The 26,665-nt window shown below is 44.9% G+C and carries 23 protein-coding genes; 20 read left to right on the top strand and 3 right to left on the bottom strand.

Annotation, left to right across the window (positions count from 1 at the left end):
• Positions 1–94 precede the first annotated feature (94 nt).
• A complete protein-coding gene (locus ABEW32_RS07010; protein ID WP_430185999.1) occupies positions 95–2,530 on the bottom strand; it encodes a glycoside hydrolase family 94 protein in 2,436 nt (811 codons plus the stop codon).
• A gap of 224 nt (positions 2,531–2,754) precedes the next feature.
• Here ABEW32_RS07010 and ABEW32_RS07005 point away from each other — a divergent pair, with 224 nt between their 5' ends.
• Both ABEW32_RS07005 and ABEW32_RS07000 read left to right on the top strand, forming a co-directional pair.
• Complete coding sequence (locus ABEW32_RS07005; RefSeq protein ID WP_430185997.1) at positions 2,755–3,489, top strand: thioesterase II family protein; 735 nt, start codon at positions 2,755–2,757, stop codon at positions 3,487–3,489.
• A 16-nt stretch (positions 3,490–3,505) separates the two neighbouring features.
• A complete protein-coding gene (locus tag ABEW32_RS07000) occupies positions 3,506–4,363 on the top strand; it encodes a sugar phosphate isomerase/epimerase family protein (RefSeq protein ID WP_430185995.1) in 858 nt (285 codons plus the stop codon).
• A gap of 86 nt (positions 4,364–4,449) precedes the next feature.
• Here ABEW32_RS07000 and ABEW32_RS06995 read toward each other — a convergent pair whose 3' ends face one another.
• A complete protein-coding gene (locus tag ABEW32_RS06995; RefSeq protein ID WP_430185994.1) occupies positions 4,450–4,818 on the bottom strand; it encodes a DUF423 domain-containing protein in 369 nt (122 codons plus the stop codon).
• Between the two features lie 279 nt (positions 4,819–5,097).
• Here ABEW32_RS06995 and ABEW32_RS06990 point away from each other — a divergent pair, with 279 nt between their 5' ends.
• From ABEW32_RS06990 to ABEW32_RS06905, 18 genes are all read left to right on the top strand, one after another.
• Positions 5,098–8,085: a glycoside hydrolase family 48 protein gene (locus tag ABEW32_RS06990; protein ID WP_430185992.1), complete on the top strand. Its 2,988-nt coding sequence runs from the start codon at positions 5,098–5,100 to the stop codon at positions 8,083–8,085.
• Positions 8,086–8,220: 135 nt separating this feature from the next.
• Positions 8,221–8,724, top strand: a complete 504-nt coding sequence (locus ABEW32_RS06985; RefSeq protein ID WP_013371107.1) for a ferritin — start codon at positions 8,221–8,223, stop codon at positions 8,722–8,724.
• A 285-nt stretch (positions 8,725–9,009) separates the two neighbouring features.
• On the top strand, positions 9,010–9,552 hold the full coding sequence (locus tag ABEW32_RS06980) for a GNAT family N-acetyltransferase (protein ID WP_430185990.1): 543 nt from the start codon (positions 9,010–9,012) through the stop codon (positions 9,550–9,552).
• Positions 9,553–9,812: 260 nt separating this feature from the next.
• Positions 9,813–11,837, top strand: a complete 2,025-nt coding sequence (locus ABEW32_RS06975) for a S9 family peptidase (RefSeq protein WP_430185989.1) — start codon at positions 9,813–9,815, stop codon at positions 11,835–11,837.
• A gap of 196 nt (positions 11,838–12,033) precedes the next feature.
• On the top strand, positions 12,034–13,137 hold the full coding sequence (locus ABEW32_RS06970; protein WP_430185987.1) for a DNA alkylation repair protein: 1,104 nt from the start codon (positions 12,034–12,036) through the stop codon (positions 13,135–13,137).
• Positions 13,138–13,314: 177 nt separating this feature from the next.
• Positions 13,315–14,904 (top strand): acetate--CoA ligase, encoded by a 1,590-nt coding sequence (locus ABEW32_RS06965; protein WP_430185985.1) that lies wholly within the window; start codon positions 13,315–13,317, stop codon positions 14,902–14,904.
• Between the two features lie 47 nt (positions 14,905–14,951).
• Positions 14,952–16,184: an aminopeptidase gene (locus ABEW32_RS06960; protein ID WP_430185983.1), complete on the top strand. Its 1,233-nt coding sequence runs from the start codon at positions 14,952–14,954 to the stop codon at positions 16,182–16,184.
• A 241-nt stretch (positions 16,185–16,425) separates the two neighbouring features.
• Complete coding sequence (locus ABEW32_RS06955; protein WP_430185981.1) at positions 16,426–17,016, top strand: TetR/AcrR family transcriptional regulator; 591 nt, start codon at positions 16,426–16,428, stop codon at positions 17,014–17,016.
• 17 nt (positions 17,017–17,033) lie between these two features.
• Positions 17,034–17,660: an HXXEE domain-containing protein gene (locus tag ABEW32_RS06950; protein WP_430185979.1), complete on the top strand. Its 627-nt coding sequence runs from the start codon at positions 17,034–17,036 to the stop codon at positions 17,658–17,660.
• Between the two features lie 119 nt (positions 17,661–17,779).
• On the top strand, positions 17,780–18,568 hold the full coding sequence (locus ABEW32_RS06945) for a DUF4309 domain-containing protein (protein WP_430185977.1): 789 nt from the start codon (positions 17,780–17,782) through the stop codon (positions 18,566–18,568).
• Positions 18,569–18,713: 145 nt separating this feature from the next.
• Entirely contained in the window at positions 18,714–19,241 is a 528-nt protein-coding gene (locus ABEW32_RS06940; protein WP_430185975.1) for a TetR/AcrR family transcriptional regulator, read from the top strand.
• A 210-nt stretch (positions 19,242–19,451) separates the two neighbouring features.
• Positions 19,452–20,042 carry a sulfurtransferase TusA family protein gene (locus tag ABEW32_RS06935; protein WP_430185973.1) on the top strand — a complete coding sequence of 197 codons (591 nt, stop codon included), beginning with the start codon at positions 19,452–19,454 and terminating at the stop codon, positions 20,040–20,042.
• The gene (locus ABEW32_RS06930) at positions 20,039–20,554 is read left to right on the top strand and encodes a DsrE/DsrF/DrsH-like family protein (protein WP_430185971.1); all 516 of its coding nucleotides are present in this window, start codon (positions 20,039–20,041) and stop codon (positions 20,552–20,554) included. Before ABEW32_RS06935 ends, ABEW32_RS06930 begins: the two co-directional genes overlap by 4 nt.
• 76 nt (positions 20,555–20,630) lie before the next feature.
• On the top strand, positions 20,631–20,897 hold the full coding sequence (locus ABEW32_RS06925) for a metal-sensitive transcriptional regulator (RefSeq protein WP_013310304.1): 267 nt from the start codon (positions 20,631–20,633) through the stop codon (positions 20,895–20,897).
• Positions 20,898–21,078: 181 nt separating this feature from the next.
• Positions 21,079–21,792 carry a YetF domain-containing protein gene (locus ABEW32_RS06920; RefSeq protein WP_430185969.1) on the top strand — a complete coding sequence of 238 codons (714 nt, stop codon included), beginning with the start codon at positions 21,079–21,081 and terminating at the stop codon, positions 21,790–21,792.
• A gap of 86 nt (positions 21,793–21,878) precedes the next feature.
• Complete coding sequence (locus ABEW32_RS06915; protein ID WP_430185967.1) at positions 21,879–22,730, top strand: alpha/beta fold hydrolase; 852 nt, start codon at positions 21,879–21,881, stop codon at positions 22,728–22,730.
• Between the two features lie 235 nt (positions 22,731–22,965).
• On the top strand, positions 22,966–23,688 hold the full coding sequence (locus ABEW32_RS06910) for a YjjG family noncanonical pyrimidine nucleotidase (RefSeq protein WP_430185965.1): 723 nt from the start codon (positions 22,966–22,968) through the stop codon (positions 23,686–23,688).
• Complete coding sequence (locus ABEW32_RS06905) at positions 23,689–24,234, top strand: GNAT family N-acetyltransferase (RefSeq protein ID WP_430185963.1); 546 nt, start codon at positions 23,689–23,691, stop codon at positions 24,232–24,234.
• Positions 24,235–24,317: 83 nt separating this feature from the next.
• Here ABEW32_RS06905 and ABEW32_RS06900 read toward each other — a convergent pair whose 3' ends face one another.
• Positions 24,318–26,594 (bottom strand): alpha-galactosidase, encoded by a 2,277-nt coding sequence (locus ABEW32_RS06900; protein WP_430185961.1) that lies wholly within the window; start codon positions 26,592–26,594, stop codon positions 24,318–24,320.
• Positions 26,595–26,665: the final 71 nt, after the last annotated feature.

Below are 26,665 nucleotides of genomic sequence, written 5' to 3'. Positions count from 1 at the left end.
ATGTCACCACACTTAATGTATCTTTAGCCATTCTCGTATTATAAGATACTATGTGATGAAGTTGAAGCTAATTTTTTTGAAAGGTATGAACTCTCTAGCCCAGTAGCACTTTTACCTGGTGAATGGTTCCATCTCCTGCCACCGGCACAATGTTATTCGTAAGGACCGTATCATCTACAGTAATCGTAGCTACACCTCTGGAGATATGCTGTGGATTTGTGATATGAATCACGTAGGTATCACCACGGAAGACGCGGGTAACTGTAAATTCCCCCCAGGATTTGGGGATGCACGGATCAATACGCAGGCCGTCCCATTCCGGCTGAATACCGAGAATAGATTGAGTGATAGCTATAAAATTCCATGCCGCAGTACCTGTTAGCCAGGAATTTTTGGCTTCGCCTTCACGAACGGCATCCTTGCCCGCAATCATTTGAGCATACACATATGGCTCGGTACGATGAATGTCACTGATGTCCTCCAGATAAGCGGGAGCAATTTTGCTATACAGCTCGAAAGCGCGATCCCCACGTCCTATGACGGCTTCGGCCATCATGATCCAAGGGTTATTGTGACAGAAGATACCCGCATTTTCCTTATACCCAGGGGGATAAGAAGAAATTTCACCCAGATTAATATAGTAGCGGGAATAGGGCGGATGTTGTAGTACAATGCCGTAGGGAGTTTCCAGCCGATCACGTGTAGAGTCGAGAGCTTTATGAGCCAGACCTTCTTCAACGCCAATGCCTGCCATTACACAGAAGCCCTGAGGCTCTATGAAAATTTGGCCCTCCTCACAGTCCTTGCTCCCTATTTTGTTACCATAATGGTCGTACGCACGCAAGAACCACTCCCCGTCAAATCCATGCTCCATTGTGGCTGTTCGCATACGATCCACATGTGCTTGAGCTGTAGCTGCTTCATCATTCAAGCCTCTGCGCTTGCAAAGCTCAATAAAATCCGGTCCAGTATATACGAATAGTCCGGCGATGAACACAGATTCGGCAATTCGCCCCTCCAGATTCTGCGTCGTCTGATAGGACTCATCTGGTGTAGCGGAAAAACAATTGAGATTTAGACAGTCATTCCAGTCAGCCCGGCCAATGAGGGGAAGACCATGGGGACCGAGGTTGTCTACAACATGATAAAAAGAACGCTTCAAATGTTCAAACAGCGAAGCAGCACGATCTATATTCCCGTCAAAGGGAACTTGTTCATCCAGTATGCCAAAGTCTCCGGTTTCCTTGATATACGCTGAGGTACCGACAATAAGCCACAGCGGATCGTCGTTAAAGCCGCCGCCAACCTCGTGATTGCCTTTTTTGGTCAACGGCTGGTACTGATGATATGCCCCGCCATTTTCAAACTGAGTAGAAGCGATATCGAGAATCCGTTCCCTTGCCCGCTCCGGTATTTGGTGAACGAATCCAAGTAAGTCTTGATTTGAATCGCGGAAGCCCATGCCACGTCCAATACCGGATTCAAAATACGAAGCCGAACGTGACATATTGAATGTAACCATACATTGATATGGGTTCCATATGTTCACCATTCGGTTCAGCTTGTCATCGTGACTTTGAAGGGTGTACTTGGACAGCAGATCGTTCCAATAGCTTCGCAGCTCATTCAATGCATGTTCCACGTCGGTTTCATTCGCAAATTGCGCGATCATGGCATGAGCCTGTTTTTTGTTAATAATACCGGGAGACTCCCATTTGTCTTCTTCGGGGTTTTCCACGTAACCGAGTACGAAGTTACAGCTTGTTTCTTCGCCCGGCTCTAGTATGATCTCAATGCAATGCGACCCGATAGGGGACCAGCCGCTGGCTATTGAGTTAGATGCTTGCCCTGCTTTGATGGTTTGAGGCTGATCCAGTCCATTGTAGAGACCGAGAAAAGCTTCACGGTCTGTATCAAAACCTGCCAGCGGACGATTCGCAGAGAAAAAAGCATAGTGATTGCGGCGTTCACGGTATTCCGTCTTGTGAAAGATGACAGAGTCCTGTATTTCAACTTCGCCTGTGTTTAAATTGCGCTGAAAATTGGTCATATCGTCATAGGCGTTCCACAGGCAAAATTCGACGAATGAAAAGAGCTTGATCTTTTTAGTTTGTAACGATGTGTTCTGCAGCTTGACCTGGTGGACCTCGCCGTCAAAAGAGAGGGGCACAAAAGCTAGTTGCGTAGCCCGGATACCTCTGCGTTCACCCATAATTGTGGTATAGCCAAGTCCATGACGGCATTCATACTGATCCAGTTCCCTTTTAACCGGCATCCAGCCCGGAGTCCAATAATCCCCCTCATCATAAATATAAAAATAGCGGCCGCCGTTATCGACTGGAATATTGTTGTACCGGTAACGTGTTAAACGACGTAAGCGAGCATCGCGATAAAATGCATAGCCGCCGCCTGTATTGGAGATCAATCCAAAAAATCGTTCATTACCTAAATAATTAATCCAGGGATACGGAGTTTGAGGGGTGGTGATGACATATTCTTGATTGGCATCATCGAAGAAACCATACTTCATGGCGCAAGACTCCTCTCGAATTGAAAACATAAATGACCCAACACATGATTATATTCAAACATACAGCAGTTCTTTCTTAAGGAAGACATTTCCTGCTTTATGCAAAATGTGCTTGAATTCGTCAACCTTCTTTCTCGAATTTGCAAAATATTTGAAATGGGTAAATATACCTTTTTGTGCTAAAATAAAAAAGTTAGAATTCCGCAACACAGGAGGTTGCAAGAATGGCACCTATCACATTATTTTTCATTCCATATGCAGGCGGATCGGCATCAGTCAGCTTCAAATGGAAAAAGCTTCTGCTTCCACAGATTAGACTCGTCCCTTTGGAATTGGCGGGCAGAGGTATTCGTTCTGGGGAACCGCTAAAGGATAGTATTGAGGAGATGAGCCAGGATCTACTGCATCAAATCAGCCAAGAGTTAGTCCCTGGTGATCCTTATGCTATATACGGCCACAGCATGGGAACGATGATTGCATTTGAGCTGTGTTATAAGCTGGTGGCTGGTGGATATGGTCAGCCGGCTCATCTATTTGTTTCGGGTGGACGGGCGCCGCATATCCCAAGAAATCTCCCGTGGCTACATGATCTGCCTGCAGATCAGTTCAGAACGCATTTACAGAGATATGGTCAACTTTCGGAAGCCATTTTTGACAATCAGGAATTGTATGACTATTTTATGCCAGTATTAAGAGCAGATTTTAAAGCAGTCGAGATGTATAAGTATATGAGCAAAGCTACGCCTTTACATTGCCCTATCACCGCCTTGACAGGGCTGACTGACAACACAGTGGCCCTACAAGACGCAGAGGCGTGGGCACAGCATACGGATCAGCAATTTCGTGTGTTTAACTTTGAGGGAGGACACTTCTTTATTCATGATGAGGTAGAACGAATTACAGAAATCATCAATGAGTCCTTGGAGTTGAGTACGGTGATTAGTAGAATACACAAATAAAAAGAGGTGATTGTTCATGACAGTAGGTGTTTTGGCACATTTGTTTGGCAAGTTGCCTTATCGCGAGTTGGCTGCAAAGGTGGGGGCAGCGGGCTTTACTCATGTTCAGCTCGCTCCGTGGAGAGCGATCAGTGATGTCGATTTTAATAAACCTGGCAAGTTCAATCCCGGATTGGCATTGTCTATTGCAGAGGAATTTCGTAAGCACGGAGTATCCATATCGGTGCTCGGATGCTATTTGCATTTTTTTGTACAAGATGAAAAATTGTTACGTGAAAATGTAGAGCGTTTCAAAGAGCTGATCCGATATGCGGGTCTGCTAGGAGCACCCATGGTTGCAGCTGAAGTCGGACGCAATGAGGATGGAACTCCTTATTCGGAGCGAGACTGGAGAGTTGTAAAAGAAGTTGTGCGAGAACTAGCTGATGAAGCGGAGAAATGGGGGGTCTTCGTAGGCCTGGAAGCTGCTAACGATCACTTGGTCGGAACAGCAGTAGAGCTTGCTACCTTTCTGGAAGAAGTGCCCTCTTCGCACATTGGCGTTGTGATTGATCCGGGTAATCTGCTAAAAACGGAGAACCTGGCGCGACAGGATGAGATCATACGCGAAGCTTTTCAGTTGTTGGGACCTCGGATTATCGCAGCGCATGCCAAAGACCGACGTTTGTCATCGTCAGGTGAAATCGAGACCGTACCGCCGGGTTTTGGTGACATGAACTATGGTCTATATATGGAACTGCTGGAGCAGTACAAGCCAGGGGTCCATATTATTATGGAAGCTGCACAGGAGCAGGAGATGGCTCAATCCAAACGCTTTATCGAAGGTCATCGGATCGCGGCTCAGAAAGCACAGCAGGTACCAACGAAGTCATAGTTTCTTTCCTATTCATCAATAAATGGACAATAACTCAGGAGACTTGGAAGCGCCTACTTTTCCAAGTCTCTGTTCTTTACCTTCGCTTAACCTTGCACTACCGCCACAATTACGATGATCCAGCTTGCCAAAAAAGCCAGCCCGCCAATCGGGGTGATGGCTCCAAGCTTTTTTACACCAGACACACTAAGAGCATACAGACTGCCGGAAAACAGGAGAATGCCCACCAGCATAACCCAACCTGCGGTTACAATAAGAGAAGCATGGACCAAGCTGCCAGCAAGAACTCCCAGTAGCAACAAACCCAAACCGTGAGCAATTTGATATTGAATTCCTGTTTGGAATATACTCATCATGTCTGCGGAAAGTCTTTTTTTCAACGCATGCGCCCCGAATGCTCCCAAAGCTACAGCTAAAAACATCACGATACAGCCAATCAACACCAACACTTTCATGTTTCAACGCCTCCCTGTGAAATAGTACCGATTCCTATCGATTTCGTCAATTTTCCTTGCGCAATTCCAAACATATTGAATTTTTCGACTCTCATTTGGCGACTAGTGTGGTATATTCTTGCCAGGGCCAATGTAAAGCATTTGGGGAGCTATGGACAGCGTGTCCTCCACCTTTATAACGGGAAAGTGAGGTGATGGCGCTGTCTTTTTGTGCTGTCGTTTTTCGGAACCAGATTTTGAGTAAAGCCAATATTGATAATGGAGAGGATGAATGCAAAAGTGATCAGTAGAAAATCTGTGTTCAAAAAATCTGTCTCTATGGTCATGTCAGCCATTTTGGTACTTCCGTTAAGCTTGGGTTTATTTCAGGCCGAACCCGATCGTGCATCAGCCGCAACCCCTGAATCGACACGCTTTTTGCAAATGTATAAACAACTGAAGGACCCGGCTAGCGGTTACTTTTCAAAAGAAGGTATCCCTTATCATTCCGTTGAAACACTGATGAGTGAGGCCCCTGACTATGGACACTTAACGACCTCGGAAGCCTACAGCTATTGGATGTGGCTGGAAGTTCTCTATGGTCATTATACCGGGGATTGGGGTCATTTGGAATCGGCATGGGACAACATGGAGAAATATATCATTCCTGTTAATGAGGGTGACGGTAAGGAAGAGCAGCCTACAATGAGTAACTATAATCCGAACAGCCCTGCCACTTATGCCGCAGAATATCCGCAGCCGGATCAGTACCCAAGCCGTCTGAGTGGTCAGTATGGTGCTGGCAAGGACCCACTGGACTCTGAGCTGAAGGCAACCTATGGCAACAATCAGACCTACCTGATGCATTGGCTGCTGGATGTAGACAATTGGTACGGTTTTGGCAATCTGCTGAATCCGTCACATACGGCGACCTATGTGAACACCTTCCAGCGCGGGGAGCAGGAATCGGTCTGGGAGGCTGTACCGCATCCATCGCAGGATAATCACAAGTTTGGCAAGCCTAATGAAGGCTTCATGAGCCTGTTCACCAAGGAAAATAATGCTCCTGCTCAGCAATGGCGCTACACGAATGCCACGGATGCAGATGCACGGGCGGTTCAAGCTATGTACTGGGCAAAAGAACTGGGTTATGACAACCAGGTATATTTGGACAAAGCTAAAAAGATGGGAGACTTCTTGCGTTACGGCATGTACGATAAATACTTCCAAAAAGTGGGAAGCGCTTCCAATGGAAGTCCGATTGCTGGTACGGGCAAGGATGCCAGTCTTTATCTAATGGCATGGTATACGGCTTGGGGCGGCGGACTGGGCCAAAGCGGCAACTGGGCTTGGCGGATTGGTGCCAGCCATGCGCACCAGGGCTACCAGAATGTCGTTGCTGCGTATGCATTGTCCGATAAGGATAGCGGCTTGATTCCAAATTCACCTACGGCAGGACAGGACTGGGCGACTTCGCTCAAACGGCAATTGGAATTTTATACTTGGCTGCAATCTGATGAAGGGGCCATTGCAGGGGGAGCAACGAATAGCTGGGATGGTGCGTATAAGGCGTATCCATCTGGCACGAGTACCTTTTATGGCATGGCTTATACAGGAGCTCCTGTATACCAAGATCCACCGTCCAACAACTGGTTTGGGATGCAGGCTTGGCCTGTCGAGCGGATTGCTGAGCTTTACTATATTTTAGCCAAGAAAGGTGACACATCGTCTGAGCAGTTTAAAATGGCTAAACAAGTGACGGAAAACTGGATCGCTTGGTCCAAGAGCTATGTATTTGCCAACGAACGGCCTGTAACTGATGCGCAGGGTTACTATTTGGATGCACAAGGCAAGCGTATTCTGGGTGGCAAAAATCCGAAGGTAGCCACTACAGTAGCTAAAGGTGAGTTCTGGCTGCCGAGCAATCTCGAATGGAGTGGAAAGCCTGAAACCTGGAGCGGATTTGCCAATCATAAAGGGAATACCAATCTTCATGTCGTAACCAAAAATCCAGGACAGGATGCAGGAGTGCTGGGCAGTTATGTGAAAGCGCTAACCTTTTTCGCTGCCGGAACAAAAGCTGAAAAAGGAGACTACACCGCGCTAGGCAAAGAAGCCAAAGATCTGTCCAAAGCCTTGCTTGATGCAGCATGGGGCTATAACGACGGCATTGGAATTACAACGAAGGAAGCACGCGAAGATTATTATCGTTATTTTACTAAAGAAGTATATATCCCGAGCGGATGGAGTGGTAAGACTGGGCAAGGCAATACCATCCCAGGTACAGATGCTACTCCGTCTGACCCGTCCAAGGGCGGTAATGGTACGTATTCCAGCTATAGCGACATTCGCCCTAATATCACCAAAGATCCACAATGGTCCTATCTTAAAGACAAATACACGACTTCATGGAACAAACAGACCCAAAAATGGGATAAGGGTGCACCAGAATTTACGTATCACCGTTTCTGGTCCCAAGTAGATATGGCAACTGCTTATGCAGAGTATGATCGTCTCATTAATGGTAGTGGACCAGCCGAACCTACAGCTCCCAAGGCCCCGTCTAATGTAAAGGCAAGTGCAGGCGATGCGCAAGTTACATTAACCTGGAGCAAAGCGACGGGTGCTGATAGCTACACGGTTAAGCGCTCTACAACCAGTGGTGGTCCGTATACAACGGTAGCAACGGTAACCGACGCCACATACAAGGATACAGGGGTGATGAATGAAACCACTTATTATTATGTAACAAGTGCAACAAATTCCTTGGGGACCAGCCCGGACTCTGCCGAGGTCAGTGCCAAGCCAACAGCAACCCCGATTCCGGCAAAGGGAGATGTAATTGCCCAATACCGTGTGGGCGACACCAACCCGGGGGATAACCAGATTCGACCACTCTTCCGTGTCGTAAACAAGGGTAAAGAGGCTATTGATCTCAAAAACGTCAAGCTGAGATACTACTATACAGTAGATGGCGATAAGGCGCAGGAGTTCCACTGTGATTATGCGCAATTGGGTAGCGGCAATGTTCTGGGACGGTTTGTGAAGCTGGATAAGACCGTAACCGGGGCAGACTATTATTTGGAAATCTCCTTTGGAGCCGGTGCGGGAAGTTTGGCAGCTGGAGAAAACACAGGGGATATTCAGATTCGTATGAACAAGTCGGATTGGAGCAACTATAACGAAAGCGATGATTTTTCCTATGATGCCACCAAGACCTCTTATATAGATTGGGACAAAACACCTTTATATATAAACGACAAACATGTCTGGGGCCTGGAGCCTTGATTGTAAACTAAATGTCAGTATGACGGGCGGAACGTGAGTATGTCTGAATTCACTTCCGTCCGTTTTTTTGTGATCAAATTCATGGTACACTAAGATCGTTACATCATTACATAAATGACCGAGGTGACCTAAGACATGAATGACAATTTGGCACAGGCTCTGAATGAGCAAATGAACTTTGAATTTTACTCCGCTCACGTATATCTGGCAATGGCGGCTTATTGCTCCAGTGAAAGTCTAGATGGGTTTGCAAACTTCTTCCTGGTACAAGCAGAGGAGGAACGGTTTCATGCTATGAAACTGTATAGATACATTAATGACCGTCGAGGACGCGCCACATTGGCAGCATTACCGGAGCCCAAAAACAGCTATGATTCCATGCTGGACGTATTTGAGCATGGCTACAAGCATGAGCAGCAAAACACACAAAAATTTTATCATTTGGCTGACTTGGCCCTCGATGCACGTGAGCATGCAACGATCCATTTTCTGAAATGGTTTATTGATGAGCAGGTCGAAGAGGAAGCTCTGTTCGATAGTGTTATCCAGAAGCTTAAGCGCATTGAAAGAGACAGCAATGCCTTTTATATGCTGGACAGCGAGTTTGCCAAACGCAGCTTTGTTGCCCCTGCGGAATAACACAGCGTACAGGTTGGTTTGAATGCCCCAGAGACAGGGACAGCATTCTATTGGTCTAGAAAGTAAATGAGCCCGGCTTTCGGGCTTTTTTGCTTTTATTTGAATTGCGGACTTTCCAACCCTCAAGGGATATTGTTATTTTAAATGAAGGTATAGAAAAAATTAATTTGTCGCTGAATGGTGAGCATGCTACAGTTATGTTAACTTTTATTTCTGATTAAAAAGATAGGATTAGTTGAAAAAATTTATGCACATTATTACAATACTATAGGGAGGCGGGGAACTATGAGCGAGATCTATCGTCTGGCACGTCAAGAGGATGCAGAAAGATTGCAGTATATAACGTATGAGGCATATGAAACAATTCGGCAGTTGGAGCTTAAATGGCCTGCCGCTCAGGCAGACGTCGCTCTCATTCAAGAAAACATTAAAAATAATGATTGCTATGTGCTGGAAGTCGATGGTGTCATCCAGGCTACCGTTAGTCATCTAAAAAATAGAGCCCTTAATTTTATAACCGATCTTCCATTTGTGATGTGGTTTGCTGTAGACCCGGCTGCTCAGGGAAAAGGATATGGAAAAAAACTGTTGAATTGGGTAGAGAAAACGATTATTCGTGATCAGGTCAAAGCTCCTGCTGTGACATTAGCGACAGCAGAAAAGCATCCCTATTTATTATCCATGTACGAGCGTTGGGGATATGAACGTATCCATGCTTTTGACCATGGAACAGGGGACGGAACGATGCATTTACTGCGTAAAGTAGTGAACCCTGAATTATATTCCACCTACATCCATGAAAAGAAGGAAGCGGAGACTGCTAACTGAAATTAGACCCGATCACTGGGAATGGATGAAGTCGATTCGTTCTCCGGAAGGGCTTGTATGACCCTCTCTCATGAAAGCAACCGAAGCAGCGGTGTTTTCGAGTCCATAGCGACTGAGAGAGGGTCTTTGTGCTTTGGACAAATTGACAGAGATACATAAAAAGAGTAACGTAATTGTGTATTTATTAAATTCTTATAAACTTAATCGGAATAATTAAATGTGAAGTTGTACAAATCTGATCGTGTTAAGGAGGAATTTATTTGAGCAACTCGCAATCTGACACCAAACGCCGTATAACAGCCGAGGATTTATATCGATTTCACTGGGTTAGCGATCCAGCTGTTCATCCTACGAGTGGCGAAATCGCTTATGTAGAACAGTATATTAATGAAGAGCGAACAGACTATAACTCGGCCATTTGGCTGTTGCCGTTCGAAGGTGAAGCTCCGATCCCCTTTACTTACGGACCGAAAGATGAAACACCTGTCTGGTCACCGGACGGGTCACAACTTGCTTTTCTTCGTACAACAAACAACAAGCGACAGGTATGGGTTATTCCAGCACGTGGAGGGGAAGCTCGTCAGCTTACATATGCAGAGAGCAATGTACGTTCAATCGCCTGGTCGCCGGATGGAGCATACATATCGTTTGTAGCTAAAACAGCCGAGAGTCAGTCATCCTCTACATCCGATGTAGGAAATCAAGAGAAACAACTTCAGGGACGAATCGTGGGTCGAACAAAAGCTAAATCCGACGGTTATGGACTGTGGGATGATACTCGTGAGCACTTGTATGTAACTGACGCAATTTCAGGGCACACGGTTCAACTGACGTCCGGCGCTTATGATGTGGCAGAGCCCGTCTGGTCACCGAATGGCGAACTGATTTTATTTGTCGCTAGAATAGCGGAGCATGCCAAAGAGGATACAGATTTGCGCAAGCAAAACGATTTGTTTACGATAGCTCCTACGGTCTCTAATGGGAATGCGGCAGCACCGTTTAAGCTGACTCATTCCGAGCTTCAGATCGAGAGTGCCGCTTTCTCTCCCGATGGTACAACGATTGCCTTTTATGGTCATGATCGACATGCCAAAGGGGCTACACAGACCAGACTGTACACGGTTCCCTCCAGTGGTGGAACGACAGTGTGCGTTAGCGAGACTTTTGATGCTCACTTGGGTAATGCGGGTATGAGCGATATGCGTTCACATCTTCATGTAGGACCACCACGCTTCAGTGCGGACAGTAAATCCCTGTATACACTGGTAACTATTGAAGGAAATGTGCATGTATATCAGTTTGCACTTGATGGAACTTGTAAAATTTTAACCCAAGGTGAACGAGAAATTTATCAATTTGAGCTTACTCCAGATGAACAGCATATCATTGCTGCTTCCACTGATGTTGCTTTACCAGGTGATTTGTTCCGGATTGCGATCCATTCAGGGGCCGAGGAACGGCTAACACGAGTGAATGATTCTCTGCTTGATGAGATTGAGATTAGTGTGCCTGAGAGCTTCTGGACTGAGGTCGAGGACGGCCGACGCGTACAGGGGTGGGTGATGAAGCCTGTTGGGTTTGAAGAGGGGGGATCTTACCCTGCCATTTTGGAAATTCACGGCGGCCCCCATGCCATGTATTCTAATTCCTTTTTTCATGAGTTTCAGTTGCTGGCTGCACAGGGGTATGCAGTCATCTATACGAATCCGGGAGGAAGCCGAGGATACGGACAATCTTTTACCAATGTTGTCCTTGGAGATTACGGTGGACGTGACTACACCGATCTACTGGGCACAATGGACGAGGCTATACGCCAATTCCCATTCATTGATCCGGAAAGACTAGGTGTCACAGGAGGCAGCTATGGTGGTTTTATGACAAACTGGATTGTCGGTCATACAGATCGCTTCCGCGCAGCTGTAACCCAGCGTTCCATATCTAACTGGCTCTCGATGTATGGAGTGAGTGACATAGGATACTCGTTTACTGAAGATGAAGTCGGCGGGAATCCATGGGATGATTTCGAGCTTTTGTGGAGGCAGTCTCCGTTGGCTTATGTACAGCAAATCAATACACCGCTGCTCATATTACATGGAGAGCAGGATCTACGTTGCCCTATTGAGCAGGGGGAGCAGCTGTTTACAGCATTGCGACGCTTGGGGAGGCCCACCCAATTTGTCCGTTTCCCGGATTCCAGTCATGAGCTTTCACGTAAAGGGCACCCACAGCTTCGCGTGGAACGACTGCAACGCATTACCGACTGGTTTGTCCAACACAAAATATAAGTCTCATTTGATATGTCGTATTTTCGGAAAAATTCCAAGTCCTAATTCTAGGACTTGGAATTTTTAGTTATGCCTTGTATTCATTCTCCTAACTCCAAATAGGGCTGGTGCTGGCTCACGATTTATGGTTATCATAGACAAAGAAATAATTCATACATCGTTTTTGCTTACATTCGTATACAAAAGGAGATATACAATGGCCGAGCCCCTAAAAAATATGTACACGGAGGAATTCCTTCGTCTGTTTGGTGATAAAGTACAGGCTGCATACAGCCCGTTCGACATTGACGGATTTATCCATCAAGTTATGGATAAACAATGGGATGAGCTGGAGCTAAAAGAGCGAATACGGCGTATTTCGTTAACATTAGGAGCGTTTTTGCCCAGTAGTTACGAAGAAGCCCTCTGTATTTTATTTGCCATAGATGAACACTGTAGCGGGTTTCCGTACTTGTTTTTCCCTGATTTCGTAGAGGTATATGGGCAGGGAGAAGAGCATTGGGACTTATCCATGAATGCACTGGAGCGCTTCACATCAAAATCCTCTGCTGAGTTCGCTGTGCGCCCCTTCCTCCTACGAGAACCAGAACGGATGATGCGGCAGATGACAACCTGGGCGGGACACCCCAGTGAACACGTCCGCCGTCTTGCCAGCGAGGGATGTCGTCCGCGGCTGCCTTGGGGACAGGCGCTGCCTGTCTTCAAACGTGATCCTGCTCCGGTATTGGCCGTATTGGAACTGCTGAAGGCCGATCCATCATTGTATGTACGTAAAAGTGTAGCCAACAACCTGAACGATATTGCCAAGGATCATCCCGATATTGTCATCGCAACGGCTCAACGGTGGAAGGGCGCACATCCTGATACCGACTGGATTGTGCGTCATGGCTGCCGATCTCTGATTCGCAAATCCATCCCTGAAGTGATGGCGATGTTCGGCTATGCGGATGAGACGGATGGTGTACCGCTGGTCACAGCAGCCTCTTTCACCACAGACCCTGCCGTGTTAAAAATCGGAGGTCACTGTGAGCTGAGCTATGTACTTCAGCTTCGAGAAGGTGAACCTGTACGAGTTCGCATCGAATATGGCATCGACTTTGTAAAGGCGAGAGGTCAAGTCTCGCGTAAACTGTTTTTACTTTCTGACAAAACGGTCCCTGGAGGAACCCGTCTAACGGGTACACGAACACATCGGTTCGCAGACCTGACAACTCGTCGTCATTATGCGGGAGCGCACCGAATCGTGCTGCTCGTAAATGGGCAGGAAGTGGCCTCTACAGTAGTAGACATTGAGTTGTAAGTCGCAATAGTAGTGAAGAAAAGAGTCTGTATCCAGGCTCTTTCTTTTTGTCGTTTGTTTTACAAATTTTATTTTTTGCCAAAAAAATTAATTCTGGTATTAGAACCTGGTACTAAGACGTGTTATACTACATGAAGAAAGTTGCTCTCATCTTATGTATAAAGGGGAAGGTATAATTTGACTGATCAGCAACAATGGCTTGCGCCTGAATATTACAATATGACTTCGGAAATGGAACACCATGAGGCTGGTAAGACCGCACTCAAGTGGTTAAGTGAGACAGGGGAATACGAAGAAATCACCTACGGAGAGCTGTTGAAAAAGGCAAACCGGCTGGCTGGAGGACTTGCAAGTCTAGGTTTTAACAAAGGTGACAGAGTTCTGGTCGTAGTACCACGGCGTATTATTGCATATGTCATTTACCTGGCATGCTTGAAACTGGGGCTCGCTGTCATTCCATCTTCAGAAATGCTGCGGGCCAAAGACATTGCATATCGACTTCGCCATTCGGAAGCGCGTGCAGTCATTGCCTGGACCGGTGTAACAAGTGAAGTAGACAAAATAAGTGATGATTTGCCTGCTTTGGCTCATCGTATTGTAGTTCCTGGGGACCGCACAGCAAATGCACCAGGCTGGCTCGTGCTGGATGAGCTGATGGAAGGACAGAAAGATATTTTTGAAGCTGTGAAAACACACCGTGATGACATGGCCATTCTAGCCTATACTTCAGGCACCACAGGCAATCCTAAAGGTGTTGTACATAGTCATGGCTGGGGGTATGCCCATCTGCGGATAACATCACCATGGTTGGATATTCAAGCTTCAGACATCGTATGGGCTACAGCTGCACCTGGCTGGCAAAAATGGATTTGGAGTCCGTTTTTATCAGTATTGGGTAATGGGGCGACTGGATTTGTATATAATGGTCCGTTTCGTCCGGGTCGTTATTTGCAGTTACTGCAGCAATATGAGGTTCAAGTATTGTGTTGTACGCCGACGGAATATCGGATTATGGCAAAAACAGATGGTTTGGATCAATATGACCTATCTCGATTGCGCAGCGCAGTTTCTGCGGGAGAGCCGCTCAATCAGGAGGTTATTAACAAGTTTCAGGAGCAGTTCAACATTACGATTCGCGACGGCTATGGCCAAACGGAGAGTACATTAATTATTGGTAATCTAAGAGATGAACCTCTTCGCACAGGCTCGATGGGCAAATCCATTGCACCGGGACTTGTTGAGGTTGTAGACGAGGATGGTATTCCGCTGGCTCCAGGGCAAGTGGGCGACATTGCCGTGCGTGCTGATCTGCCCGCATTGTTTCATGCGTATTATCATGATCCAGAACGCAAATTAGCTAGTGTACATGGGGATTATTTTGTAACGGGCGACCGGGCTCGGAAGGACGAGGATGGATATTTTTGGTTTGAAGGACGTGGTGATGATATCATTATCAGTTCTGGCTACACCATCGGTCCTTTTGAAGTAGAAGAAGCGCTGATGAAGCATGATTCTGTGCAGGAATGTGCAGCGGTAGCCAGCCCGGATGAAATCCGTGGACATGTTGTAAAAGCCTTCATCGTGCTCAAAGCCGGAGTAGAAGGGTCACCAGAGTTAGTGAAGGAACTGCAGCATCATGTGAAAAAGTGGACGGCACCTTACAAATATCCACGAAAAATAGAGTTTATTCAAGAGCTTCCTAAAACCAGCTCAGGCAAAATACGAAGAGTGGAGCTGCGTGAACTGGAGAAACAGTCCTCACTGTAGTGATGAAATCATTCAACATAACCAAACGGGAACAGGAGCGTGGAAAAATGAGTACATTTGAATCTTTGTTGGAGCAATATGCAGAGCTGGTCGTAAGAGTAGGAGTCAACATTCAGCCCGGACAGGCGTTGTTGGTAACTGCACCACTGGAAACAGTTGAATTTACACGCCTGATTGTCAGCAAAGCCTATGAAGCAGGCGCTAAATTTGTGCAGGTAGAGTTTGAGGACGATTCCATTACACGCAGCCGTTTTGAACATGGTGACGAAGCCAGCTTTGATTACTACCCGGCTTGGAAGGCAGAGATGATGGAGAAATTTGCCGAGGAGGGTGGAGCCACACTAACGATTAAAGTACCAAACCCAGATTTATATCAAGGCATTGATCCGCAAAAGGTTTCTCGTGCGACAAAAGCAGCGGCTACGGCGAGAGAAGGCTATGCTCACTATACGCGGAATGCTAAGATTAGCTGGTGCCTGATTAAAGCGCCGACGAAGGCTTGGGCAGATAAAGTATTTGCCGATATAGCAGAAGAGGACCGAATTCGTGTCATGTGGGATACGATTTTCCAAATGAATCGTGTAGACGGCTCCGATCCAATTCAAAATTGGCAGGGACATTTAAACAATCTCGAACAGCTACAAAACAAGCTGAATCATAAAAACTATAAAAGCCTCCATTATCGTGCACCAGGAACAGATTTGAAAATTGAATTGGCCGAAAGACATATTTGGCGTGGTGGTGGCGGCGAAAACGCCCAAGGAATTTATACTGTGGCAAATATGCCGACAGAAGAAGTGTTCACAATGCCTAAGCGTACAGGTGTCAATGGCCACATCACAAGTACCATGCCACTTAATTTAAATGGGCAACTGGTAGATCGCATTACGTTTACCTTTAAGGACGGTAAGGTCACCGAATATACAGCAGAATCCGGCGAGCAGCATCTCACTCATTTGCTCGCTACAGATGAAGGGGCCTGCTATCTGGGAGAAGTTGCCTTGGTGCCGCATGATTCACCGATTTCTAATCTCAACCGCATCTTTTATAATACAGGTATCGACGAAAATGCTTCCTGCCACTTGGCTCTAGGCAGTGCCTATCCATTTAACATCGAAAATGGGACACAGATGACCCGGGAGGAACTGCTCCAGAACGGTGCCAATGTCAGCCTGACTCATGTTGACTTCATGATCGGCTCAGCTGAGCTGGATATTGACGGTGAACTGCAAGATGGAAGCAAAGAGGCTGTGTTCCGCAAAGGAAATTGGGCCATTTAGGCCTTTTCTCAAACTCAATTCATCAACCCGCAAACGATCTGATTCGTTCTGCGGGTTTTTTTATAGCCTAATTCTCATATCTTTACTTGTTTTGTGAAGTGTAAAGTGCTAAGGTAAGTTCAAACAATAATTTAAACATCGTTTTAAATATCGTTTTAATTTCTGTTTGAATTGCTATTTTGCTTAAAGTAGTCCTTTTCATTTGTCCGTTAGAATTAAACTAAAGAGGAGGAGGAAAAAGATGAGTCACCCAGACAAAAAACAACAAACCAAAGAAAAAATTCTACAGTCTACGCTGGAGTTTATTCAAAAGGAAGGTTTCGAGGCGGTTACAATCCGAAAAATTGCTGACCTGTCTGGTACTAATATTTCTCTAGTTAATTATTATTTTGGCTCCAAAGAAAATTTGCTCAGCGAAGCTATTGAAGTGATCCTAAACAGCTTTCAGCACACATTTTCTGTTTTGGACAATACAGCGATGCCTCCGCAAGATAGACTGAAACAATTTTTATTTAACTATTTACAGGTCATTCGCCAATATCCAGAGCTACTGTCGCGAATTATTGTGATGGGCAGCACACCCTTTACATCTCAACAGGAATACGGAAGATTTTTAAACATGATGGGGTTTCCAAAGGTGCAGAGCACGATTAAGGAGCTGACAGGTGAGCAACAGTCGGAGCGGTTGTTAGCAATGATGCTGCAAATATTCGGAGCTATTTTTCTACCTGCACTGATGAGTCCGATTCTTGAGTCAGGAGCAGTTGTGGAAATGCCCTCAATAGAGGAACAATTAAACCTGCTGTTTGATAGATATTTCGATCAAAAATAATCTCAGGGGTGAATACCATGGCGTTTTTGCGAAAATATTGGCAAGATGCAGGAGCCATAATTGGAGTGGCTGTATGTATTGTTTTGCTTATAAATCCTGCCACTTTCTCGGATATATCAGGAATATTATGGTTAAGCTTTGTGGCTATTTTGTTTCACCAATTTGAAGAATACCGCTGGCCCGGATATTTTGCGGGTTTATTTAACAATGTTTTGTTTAAAAGTGAAGCCCCGGATCATTACCCCTTGAACACTCAATCAGCAATGATCATTAATGTGGCCATTGCCTATGTATTTTATCTACTCCCCGTCTGGTTCCCCCACGTAATCTGGCTTGGACTCGCACCTGTTTTGATGGGATTTTTTCAGGTCATCTGGCACGGAATTGTTGTCAATCTCAAAGCAAAAACTGTATATAATCCCGGTTTGTGTACGGCAGTTCTCCTGCATGTCCCTGTCGGAATCTGGTATATCCATGAAATTGTAAAGCGAGACATTCCTACGGCAATAGACTGGATTGCAGGCACAATCTACTTTGTTTTTGCTGTATACATCTTTATTATTAAAGGGAATATATGGTTAATGAAGAGTGACTCCCCTTACGCCTTTTCTAAGCAACAGCTAGGAATTTATGATCGCAGGTAGGTATATTAGAAAATTATAAATGCGCTTGTTTACAAGTTGGATACAAGTAGAGGTATTCTGGAAATGAGGTTCAGTTACACTTGGTTTGTACTCAAGAACAAGGAAAGAGTGATCTTATAATGAAACCTACACATCAATCTCGTAATCGTAAAACATTAGCTTGCAAGCTAGTCACTACCAGCGCTTTATTGGCAATAAGTTTTACCGTGATGACAGGATGCGGCAATAGCGGGGAAACAAGCACAGCTGCTCCATCCACACCAAAAGCAGCCACACCATCTGCCCAAAATTCAACAGATCAGAATACAGACTCCAATACAAATGAGCAAGGTACCCGCAATAACGAGACGAGTACAGGTACCAGTAAGCCTAGTGCGGATGCAGAAAATTCCAAGAATACTGGAAAAGAGCCTGTTCAAGACCCAACCTCGACACAGCAGAAACCTGCTAATAGTACAGCCTCACCTGACAGTAAACACAGTTCCGCAGCTGCTATAATGAGCGCAGCCAAGCAGGGGACGTTGCCCAATCTGCCTAAAGGTCTTGGTTTGGGAACGAGCAGCGATCTCTTATTCGAGCTATGGGGGAAATCGGATTCCGGTTCTACAGGCCCTATGAGAAGTTACGCCAAATATCATACAGATCTCGTACTGGATGGGAGTGACAAAGTTACAGAAATCACCTCTTCTAATCCACAATATAAGAGGTTGCTTATCAAACAAGTTATTGGCGAGCTGGGCCAGCCCACAGAAACAATCGACACCTCTAGAGACATATCCGGCACAGCAGAAGCTAATTATAAGATCAACGACACGTCAGGTCTTAGTTATTATCTAGTATTTTCCTATCAAACCAATACGCAAAAGGTCAATTATGTTCGATTATACTTTAATTCGATGACACCATAATAAAATGGACCAAAAAGGTTGTTTCCATCGCAATCACGGATACGACTTTTTTGGTCCATTGCTTTTTTAAATTGTGACACTTATACTAATCAGTAATTGATTAATCACTATTAGGAAAATGTGATAAATAAGAGGATGAAAAAATATGGCTAAAGCTACATCAACATCAATAAATCGTCAAAAGGAAATCATATCTGCAGCCATCGAAGTCTTTGCGGAGATGGGCTACTATCGTGCTACAACGGCCAAAGTTGCGGAACGGGCTAATATTTCTCAGCCCTATGTTTTCCGCTTTTTTGCTACCAAAGAAGCCTTACTTGTTGAAGCTCTGAAAGTTTCATTTGCACGCATCATAGATTCCTTTCACCGGGTCATTCATTCGGTTTCGTCTGAGCAGTTAGAGCAAGAATTGATTGCAGCTTACTCGCAAATTATGACGGAATATCGCAATGAGATACTTTTACAAATGCAGGCGCAGACGATCCACGAGGATGTGATTGCAAGCGTGATGCAGCAGGGGTTTCGTGAAATTCATACGACAGTCTATGATGCTTTTCGGCAGGCAGGTATTGAGCAAGCCTTGGAAAGAACAATGCTTTTTCTCGCCAGAGGCATGCTATGTAATATCTCGATGTCGCTGGATCTGCCAGAACTGATGAAAATAGACGATTAATTTTATGCAGCAGTAGAGTCGCGCTTTTGCGCGGCTTTTTGTGTTCATTTTTATTTTGTATAAGACAGGAATTGGTTAGTTTCAGATCAAAAAGTGGCTGACGAAGTTGACAAAGATGTTTAGTCTCGCTATTCTTATACCCATAGGGGTATATGTATAAAAGATCTAGAGCTTAACTAAGCCCCACAAAAAACAGGCGGAGGTTATACGATGTCATTAACTAATCATATCCAAGCAGACCAGATTCTTGATTGCAAAGGGCTAGCTTGTCCTATGCCGATTGTAAAAACAAAAAAAGCTATGAATGAGCTTTTTGCTGGACAGATTGTGGAGGTTCAAGTGACTGACAAGGGTTCGTTAGCGGATTTTCAAGGCTGGGCCCAAGGCACCGGACATCAGTATTTGGGCACTCTTCAAGAAGGGGATGTCATGCGACATTATATACGCAAAGCAAATCCGACCGAAGTGAAGGAGGAGCAAGCTTTTTCTTCAACGATAAGCCATGAAGAGCTGCAAGCAAAATGGTCTGCAAAGGAGAAATTTATTTTGCTGGATGTTCGTGAGCCCGATGAATTTGCTCTTAAACACATCCCTGGATCTAAGCACATCCCTCTCGGAGAACTGAAGAACAGACTCGCTGAGCTGAATCTGGAAGATGAAATCGTAGTCATCTGCCAAGCTGGAGCACGCAGTGAAAGAGCTTGCCGGTTATTGGCAGACAGAGGTGCTAAAAGCGTCAAATCTGTACTTTCAGGCATATCTGCGTGGGCAGGAGAAACAAAGGGGAGTCATTCTATATGAGCACAACCTTAGGAGCATATACAGTGAAACAAGAGCATGCTCAACCTAAAACAACGATTGTGTTATTCAGTGGAGAGCTGGATAAGGCGATTGCTGCATTCATTATTGCGAATGGGGCGGCGGCATACGATCATGAAGTAACTATTTTCTTTACATTTTGGGGGCTAAATATATTGCGTAAGGATGAGCTCGTGCGTACCCATAAGGGAATGCTCGAAAAAGCTTTTGGCTGGATCATGCCTCGTGGACCGAAAAAGCTCGCGCTTTCTAAAATGAATTTTGCCGGACTAGGGCCACAGATGATCAAGCATGTCATGAAAAAACATAATGCACTCTCCCTTCCAGAGCTAATAGAGTTGGCCCGTGAGCAGGGAATCAAGCTCGTTGCCTGTACCATGACCATGGATCTGTTAGGACTACAACAAGAAGAGCTAATAGACGGGGTGGAATATGCTGGAGTAGCCGCCTACTTGGGAGACGCTTCGCAGGGTAGGGTGAATCTATTTATTTAGGGTATCCTATTTATTTTTTTGGTTTATAATATACCTATACGTGTATATGGTAAGTCAAAAAAGGAGTGCATTGCTTATGGATTACAATTACAGTGATGAACTGAAAACGCGCCTGAGAAGAATTGAAGGGCAAGTACGTGGGGTTCTTCGTTTAATGGATGAAGGAAAATCGTGCAAGGATGTAGTCAGCCAGCTATCAGCGGTGCGCAACGCATCAGATAAAGCAATTGCTCAAATTGTAGCAGAAAATCTGCAACGTTGTATATTGGAAGAGCAAGAAGCTGGAGGAGATACGGATAAGCTAGTTAAAGAAGCAATTCAGCTACTAGTGAAAAGTAGATAATCATGTGAATACACGAAAGACTAAGATTATATAATAGCCGTAATTTAAAAAGCTCGCTGCCTCTAATTGGTAGCGGGCTTTTTTTCAGACAACTTTAGGAATGAAATAAACCTCTGTTTATGCAGAAGTAGACAGGTGTAAATAATGCATAAGAATATAATTTTTTTCGGAGGGCATAGGTATGGAGGTATTTGTCACCATTGGTGTTAAATTGATCATCAGTTTTTTTGGCCTGTGGCTTATTACTTTTATTACAGGTCGAAAAACACTCAGTCAGTTAACACCTCTTGACTTTCTGACATCTTTGGTATTAAGTGAAATTGTGGGAAATACGTTATATGACGATAAGGTGACCATTGGGCATCTTTTGTTTGCTTTGGCACTATGGTGTGCGCTGGCCTATTTTTTCGAAAAGGCGACGACCCATTTTGTGAAATTTGGATCTATAGCAGAAGGCCGAACAGTACTGCTCGTGGATAAGGGGCAAGTTAATCAGGAAATGCTGGAGAAATATGATATAGAATTTACACAGCTGCTTTCCATGCTGCGCCAGCAAAATATTTTTTCACTGCGTGAGGTCTGGTACGCCACGTTAGAGACGAACGGCTCATTGTCAGTCATGCGCAAACCCGAATACGAGCCGCCCGCCGCTCAGGATATGGGAATAGATGCAAAGCCTGATCTTTTTTCCGTTACTGTCATTGATAAAGGAAGGCTGCTAGATGAATCTATGCGTGGGAAAACGATTGATGTAGAGGGGATAAAAGTAAAGGCGCGAGAGCAGGGATATGAAAGTATCGACGAGATTGCCTATGCAGAGCTTAGTGAGGATGGAACACTCCATGTAGTGCCGACGAACGAGAAAAAACATAAAAAAACGTACTTTCAGAGGTGAGTTGTAGTGCTGGAACGATCTATGGAGAACACAAGGGATTTAAACAACGGAAAGGGAGTGATTAAAAGAAGAAAAGGAGATTAAAAATGAGTACTTATCAAACGATTATTAGTGATGGATTTGAGCTGAAATATACTATTAGAGGTAACGGAAAGTCGATATTAGTGATTGGAAGTAGTGTATATTATCCTCGTTTATTCTCAGATGATTTATATAAAAAGTTTCAGTTTATTTTTCTGGACCATAGAGGGTTTGCAAAACCGACTCGAGCTTTAAAACCAGAAGACTATACTTTGAATAAAGTTATCAATGATATAGAAACAGCAAGACAATGCCTTCATTTAGATCAATTTATCATGTTAGGACACTCCGGGCATGCCTTTATGGCTTTGGAATATGCTAAACGATACCCGGCCTATGTAGAAAAAGTGGTGCTATTAAATTCAGCGCCTACGAACAGTCAAGAAAGACAGCAGCAAAGCTGTTCGTTTTTTTATGAAACAGCCAGCCAAGAAAGAAAGGCACGTTTTGAAAAGGATATTGTTTTATTAGAGAGTGATATCAAAAGAGATCCTGATAGAAGATTTGTTCACATGTGTATACGTATGGGAGCCCAAAGTTTTTATGATTTTGCCTATGATGCGGCTTACATGTGGAATGATGTGTACACGAACATGCCTATTATCGATTATTTATGGGGAGAAGCCTTCGGTAACATGGACTTGATACAGTCTTTGGCGAATGTCCGTAAGCCTATATTCATTGGTTTGGGAAGAACTGATTACTTGGTCGCGCCCGTTTCATTATGGGATCGGGTCGATGGTAACTACACGAACGTAAAAAAGGTGGTTTTTGAGCATAGTGGGCATAACCCGATGTTTGAAGAACCACATTATTTTAATCATACATTAACCGAATGGATTAATGAAAATCACTAGGATTTTGCAAAAAGGTCGATTCCTATTAAAGGAGTCGACTTTTCTTTGCTCGAATAAGGAGATTATCCTTTTGACAGAAACATTCCCAATGAGATTGTCAAGGGAATATAGGATAATTACTTCATTCTCTTTGCCATGACTTGACGGATCAATGAGGTTCTGTATAATTACCGGGAGATCATACTGCATTGATATATAGTCTATTTTCCGTTTGATATGGAGGTTGGAAATCGTCATGAAGTACGAAATTATTTTGTTTGATGTTGATGATACGCTGTTTGACTTTAAGATGGCTGAGAGTCATGCGCTACATAATACGTTTGCCCAATTTGGATTACCGCAAGGGGCCACTGAGTATAAATCCAGCTATGATGAGATCAACAGTGCGTTGTGGCGAGAGGCAGAGGAAGGGCTTATTACCTCGGCACAGCTGCGGGTAGAAAGATTTAAACGATTGTTTACTGCCCATAAGCTAGACTTCAATCCAGACGCCTTTAGTGCTGCTTATTTACGTTATTTGGGTGAAGGTGCTTTTTTGATGGACGGAGCGATTGAATTGTTTGATGTACTATCTGACTGTCGTTTGGCGATTATTACGAATGGAATAAAAGAGGTCCAAACCTCCAGAATTCAGCTTTCTCCGTTGCGTCATATGTTTGAGCAGGTAGTTATTTCAGAAGAAGTGGGTTACCAAAAACCTCAAGCTGAGATTTTTGATTACGCATTTGCCAAGCTAGCCATTTCAGATAAAAGTAAGGTCCTTATGGTCGGCGATTCTTTAACCTCTGATATTCAAGGAGGGAATAAGTACGGAATTGATACTTGCTGGTTTAATCCTGCCAGAAAAACAAACACGTCCGGCATTCAACCCACTTATGAAATAACAAGTTTGATGGAGCTATGGAACCGTGTGCTTTCAATGGGGGCTGTACTGAATCATACGTCGGCGGAAATCTAGATGAATGATGTCGAAATCAGAAGGCCGAAAGATAAAGATACCGAAAAGTTAAATGAATTGTTTAGAATAGTGATTACAGACACATTTGCTAAAGAAGGTATTGGAAGCAAGCTGGAAGATATAGAGGATGAAATTGAGACTAAGAGAGCGTATTTGGAAAGTGACTTAGAGAGCCACGGTGAGCAACGGTATTTTTTAATCGCTGTAGGTGGGGATCGAATAATGGGTTCAATTGAATATGGCCTGGCAAGTGAATTTATAAGTAAATCTACCAATGGTACATTGAAAAATTTGTACGAGGTAGGAACTGTATTTGTTCACCCTGACTACCAGAAGATTGGTGTAGGGAATTTACTATTGAAATCCATGTATCTAGCGTTGAAGGATAGAGGAGTAGAAGAATTTTGTTTAGATAGTGGGTATCGTATTGCCCAAAAAATATGGGAAAAGAAGTTTGGAACTCCCGATTATTTATTAAAAGATTATTGGGGAAAAGGCTTTGATCATATGATATGGAAAATCAAAGTCAAGGATGCTATTAAATAGTCGCAAAGTTATTAAAACAAGGCAGGTCGAAAAATCGACCTGCCTTGTTTTAATTTTTTTTATCGTCACCGGCTGAACTATGATTAGCAGGAGATCGCTTTAAGGCGGAAGGTAGAGCTGGCAAAGTCCCCAGTGAGATCGGAGACGACAAGCCCAATTTTCATTAAGCGGTCACCTCCAAAAACTTCACCGTCAAACGCTACTCGGAAAGGAGAAACGCCATCTTCAGTCGAGGTACTACTCATATGACCTGAAGTATTGCCAGCAGCCCCAGTTTCGATTGTATATTTTTTAGCTGGGTCAAGTCCTTTAAGAGTAAGTCGCCGGATAGGACCATTTGGCTCAGCCAGCACACGGAAGTAAGCGACAAAAGCTTCAGATTGATCCTCGCTGACAAACATCCAGGCTGTATCGCCTCGGCCTTCAAACGGACTAAGGAGTCGATACATGTCTCCCTGCTGTACAAGGGAGCGGATTTCCTTATACTGGGCAATTTGCTTGGCAGCAAGCTCTTTTTCTTCATTTGTAAATGCAGTAAGGTCAAGTTCGTATCCAAAATTCCCGCTCATTGCCACGTCACCGCGTATGGCGAGAGAGGTGGTTCGTCCCACCTGGTGGTTCGGTACATTCGATACGTGAGCCCCCATGGTGCTGGCCGGATACACGATGCTGGTACCGTACTGGATAGCCAATCTTTCAATAGCATCGGTATCATCACTGGTCCATGTCTGCGGCATATAGTAGAGCATACCTGGATCGAATCGTCCGCCTCCGCCGGAACAGCTTTCAAACAAGATGTCCGGGAACCGTGAGGTCAGGCGTTCCAGCAGATCATACAGTCCGAGCATATAACGGTGCGCAGTTTCCTTTTGACGTTCGCTAGTAGCGGTAGCCGAAGCAATCTCCGTCATATTACGATTCATGTCCCACTTAACATAAGTAATTGGAGCGATGGAGAATACGGAGCTAAGCGTCTCATACAAGTAATCGCATACTTCCTTGCGAGAGAGATCGAGCACCAATTGAGATCGGCCTTCCGTCCGCCGCCGACCTTCCGCATGCAAGCACCAGTCGGGATGGCTGCGGTACAGTTCACTATCCGGCGATATCATTTCCGGCTCAACCCACAAGCCAAATTGTAATCCCTGTTCATTAACCCTTTTGGCCAGGTCGGTGAGACCACCGGGTAGCTTGCGGCGATCTTCAAACCAGTCCCCAAGCGAGCTGTTGTCGTTGTCGCGTTTGCCAAACCAACCGTCATCAAGAACAAATAGCTCAATTCCAAGAGGCCCTGCTTCTTTGGCAATCGCTTCGATTTTATCGGCATCAAAGTCAAAATAGGTGGCTTCCCAATTGTTCACGAGAATTGGACGTTCTTTGTCTCGGTAAGTCCCACGACAGAGGCGTGTACGATAGAGTCGGTGATAGGTGCGTGACATGCCTCCCAGACCTTCATCGGAAAAGACCAGCACAGCTTCAGGAGTCTGGAATGACTGGCCTGGTTCAAGTCGCCAAGAGAAGTCAAAAGGATTGATTCCGATGCTTACACGGGTCTGATTAAACTGCTCTACTTCCGCCTGCGCGACGAAGTTACTGCTGTAGATTAGGCTGAAGCCGTACACATCTCCACGATCTTCAGTTGCATCAGGACGAAGAAGTGCCAGAAAAGGATTCATTTGGTGACTGCTGGAGCCCCGTCGGCTTTCCAAGCGAATGGCGCCGGGTCCGAGATCACGGCGCTGGATATGTCTTTCCCGAACCCAGGCACCAGATAGATAGAGAGCTTGGTAATTGGAATCGGCGAAGTCGACAGAGGCGCTCATCGCGTGCTCAATATTCATGACAGCGCTTCCCTTATGTTCAAAAAGAGTAGACCTAGCAATGGCGCTGTGGTTCGCAAATACAGTATAAAGCAGTGTAGCCTTAAGGCCTGAATGTTGGTCCTCGAGGAACAACAAGAGCGTTGATGCTTCATCATCCGATTCAGTATAGACGGAAGGAAGTCCTTCGAGCTTGGGTTTACCTGATTCAATACGGTAGCCACTATATTTCAGCTCTGTAGTCCGAGTTCCATCCGCAAGCGCAACTTGATAAGCCGGCTGACGGAAGTCGCTTGTCCCATACTGTGGATATTCTTGTGGAAGCGTATCCAAAGAAAGCGTACGACTGGAAGAATCGGGAGTGGGAGAGAAGGAACAGCGCTCTCTAAGCTCCAATATACTTGCAAGACTTGGGTCATGATGAAGCTGAGCTCCCCAATAGACATGTGCAGGATATCCTTCTACCAGCTGGATAATATAGCTGCAATCCTTGGACTGCAGGTGAAACAAACCAAGCGCCTCGTTAACATGAATGTTCATGATATTCACTCCTTAGTGGGTTATCATCTCGATTGTTTTACATAAGGATACTTATCAATGACAAATGACTC

It is taken from the genome of Paenibacillus jamilae, assembly GCF_050482105.1.
Lineage (GTDB): Bacteria > Bacillota > Bacilli > Paenibacillales > Paenibacillaceae > Paenibacillus > Paenibacillus jamilae_B.
The sequence above is the reverse complement of the archived record's forward strand: the minus strand, read 5'-3'. Positions and strand labels throughout refer to the sequence as shown.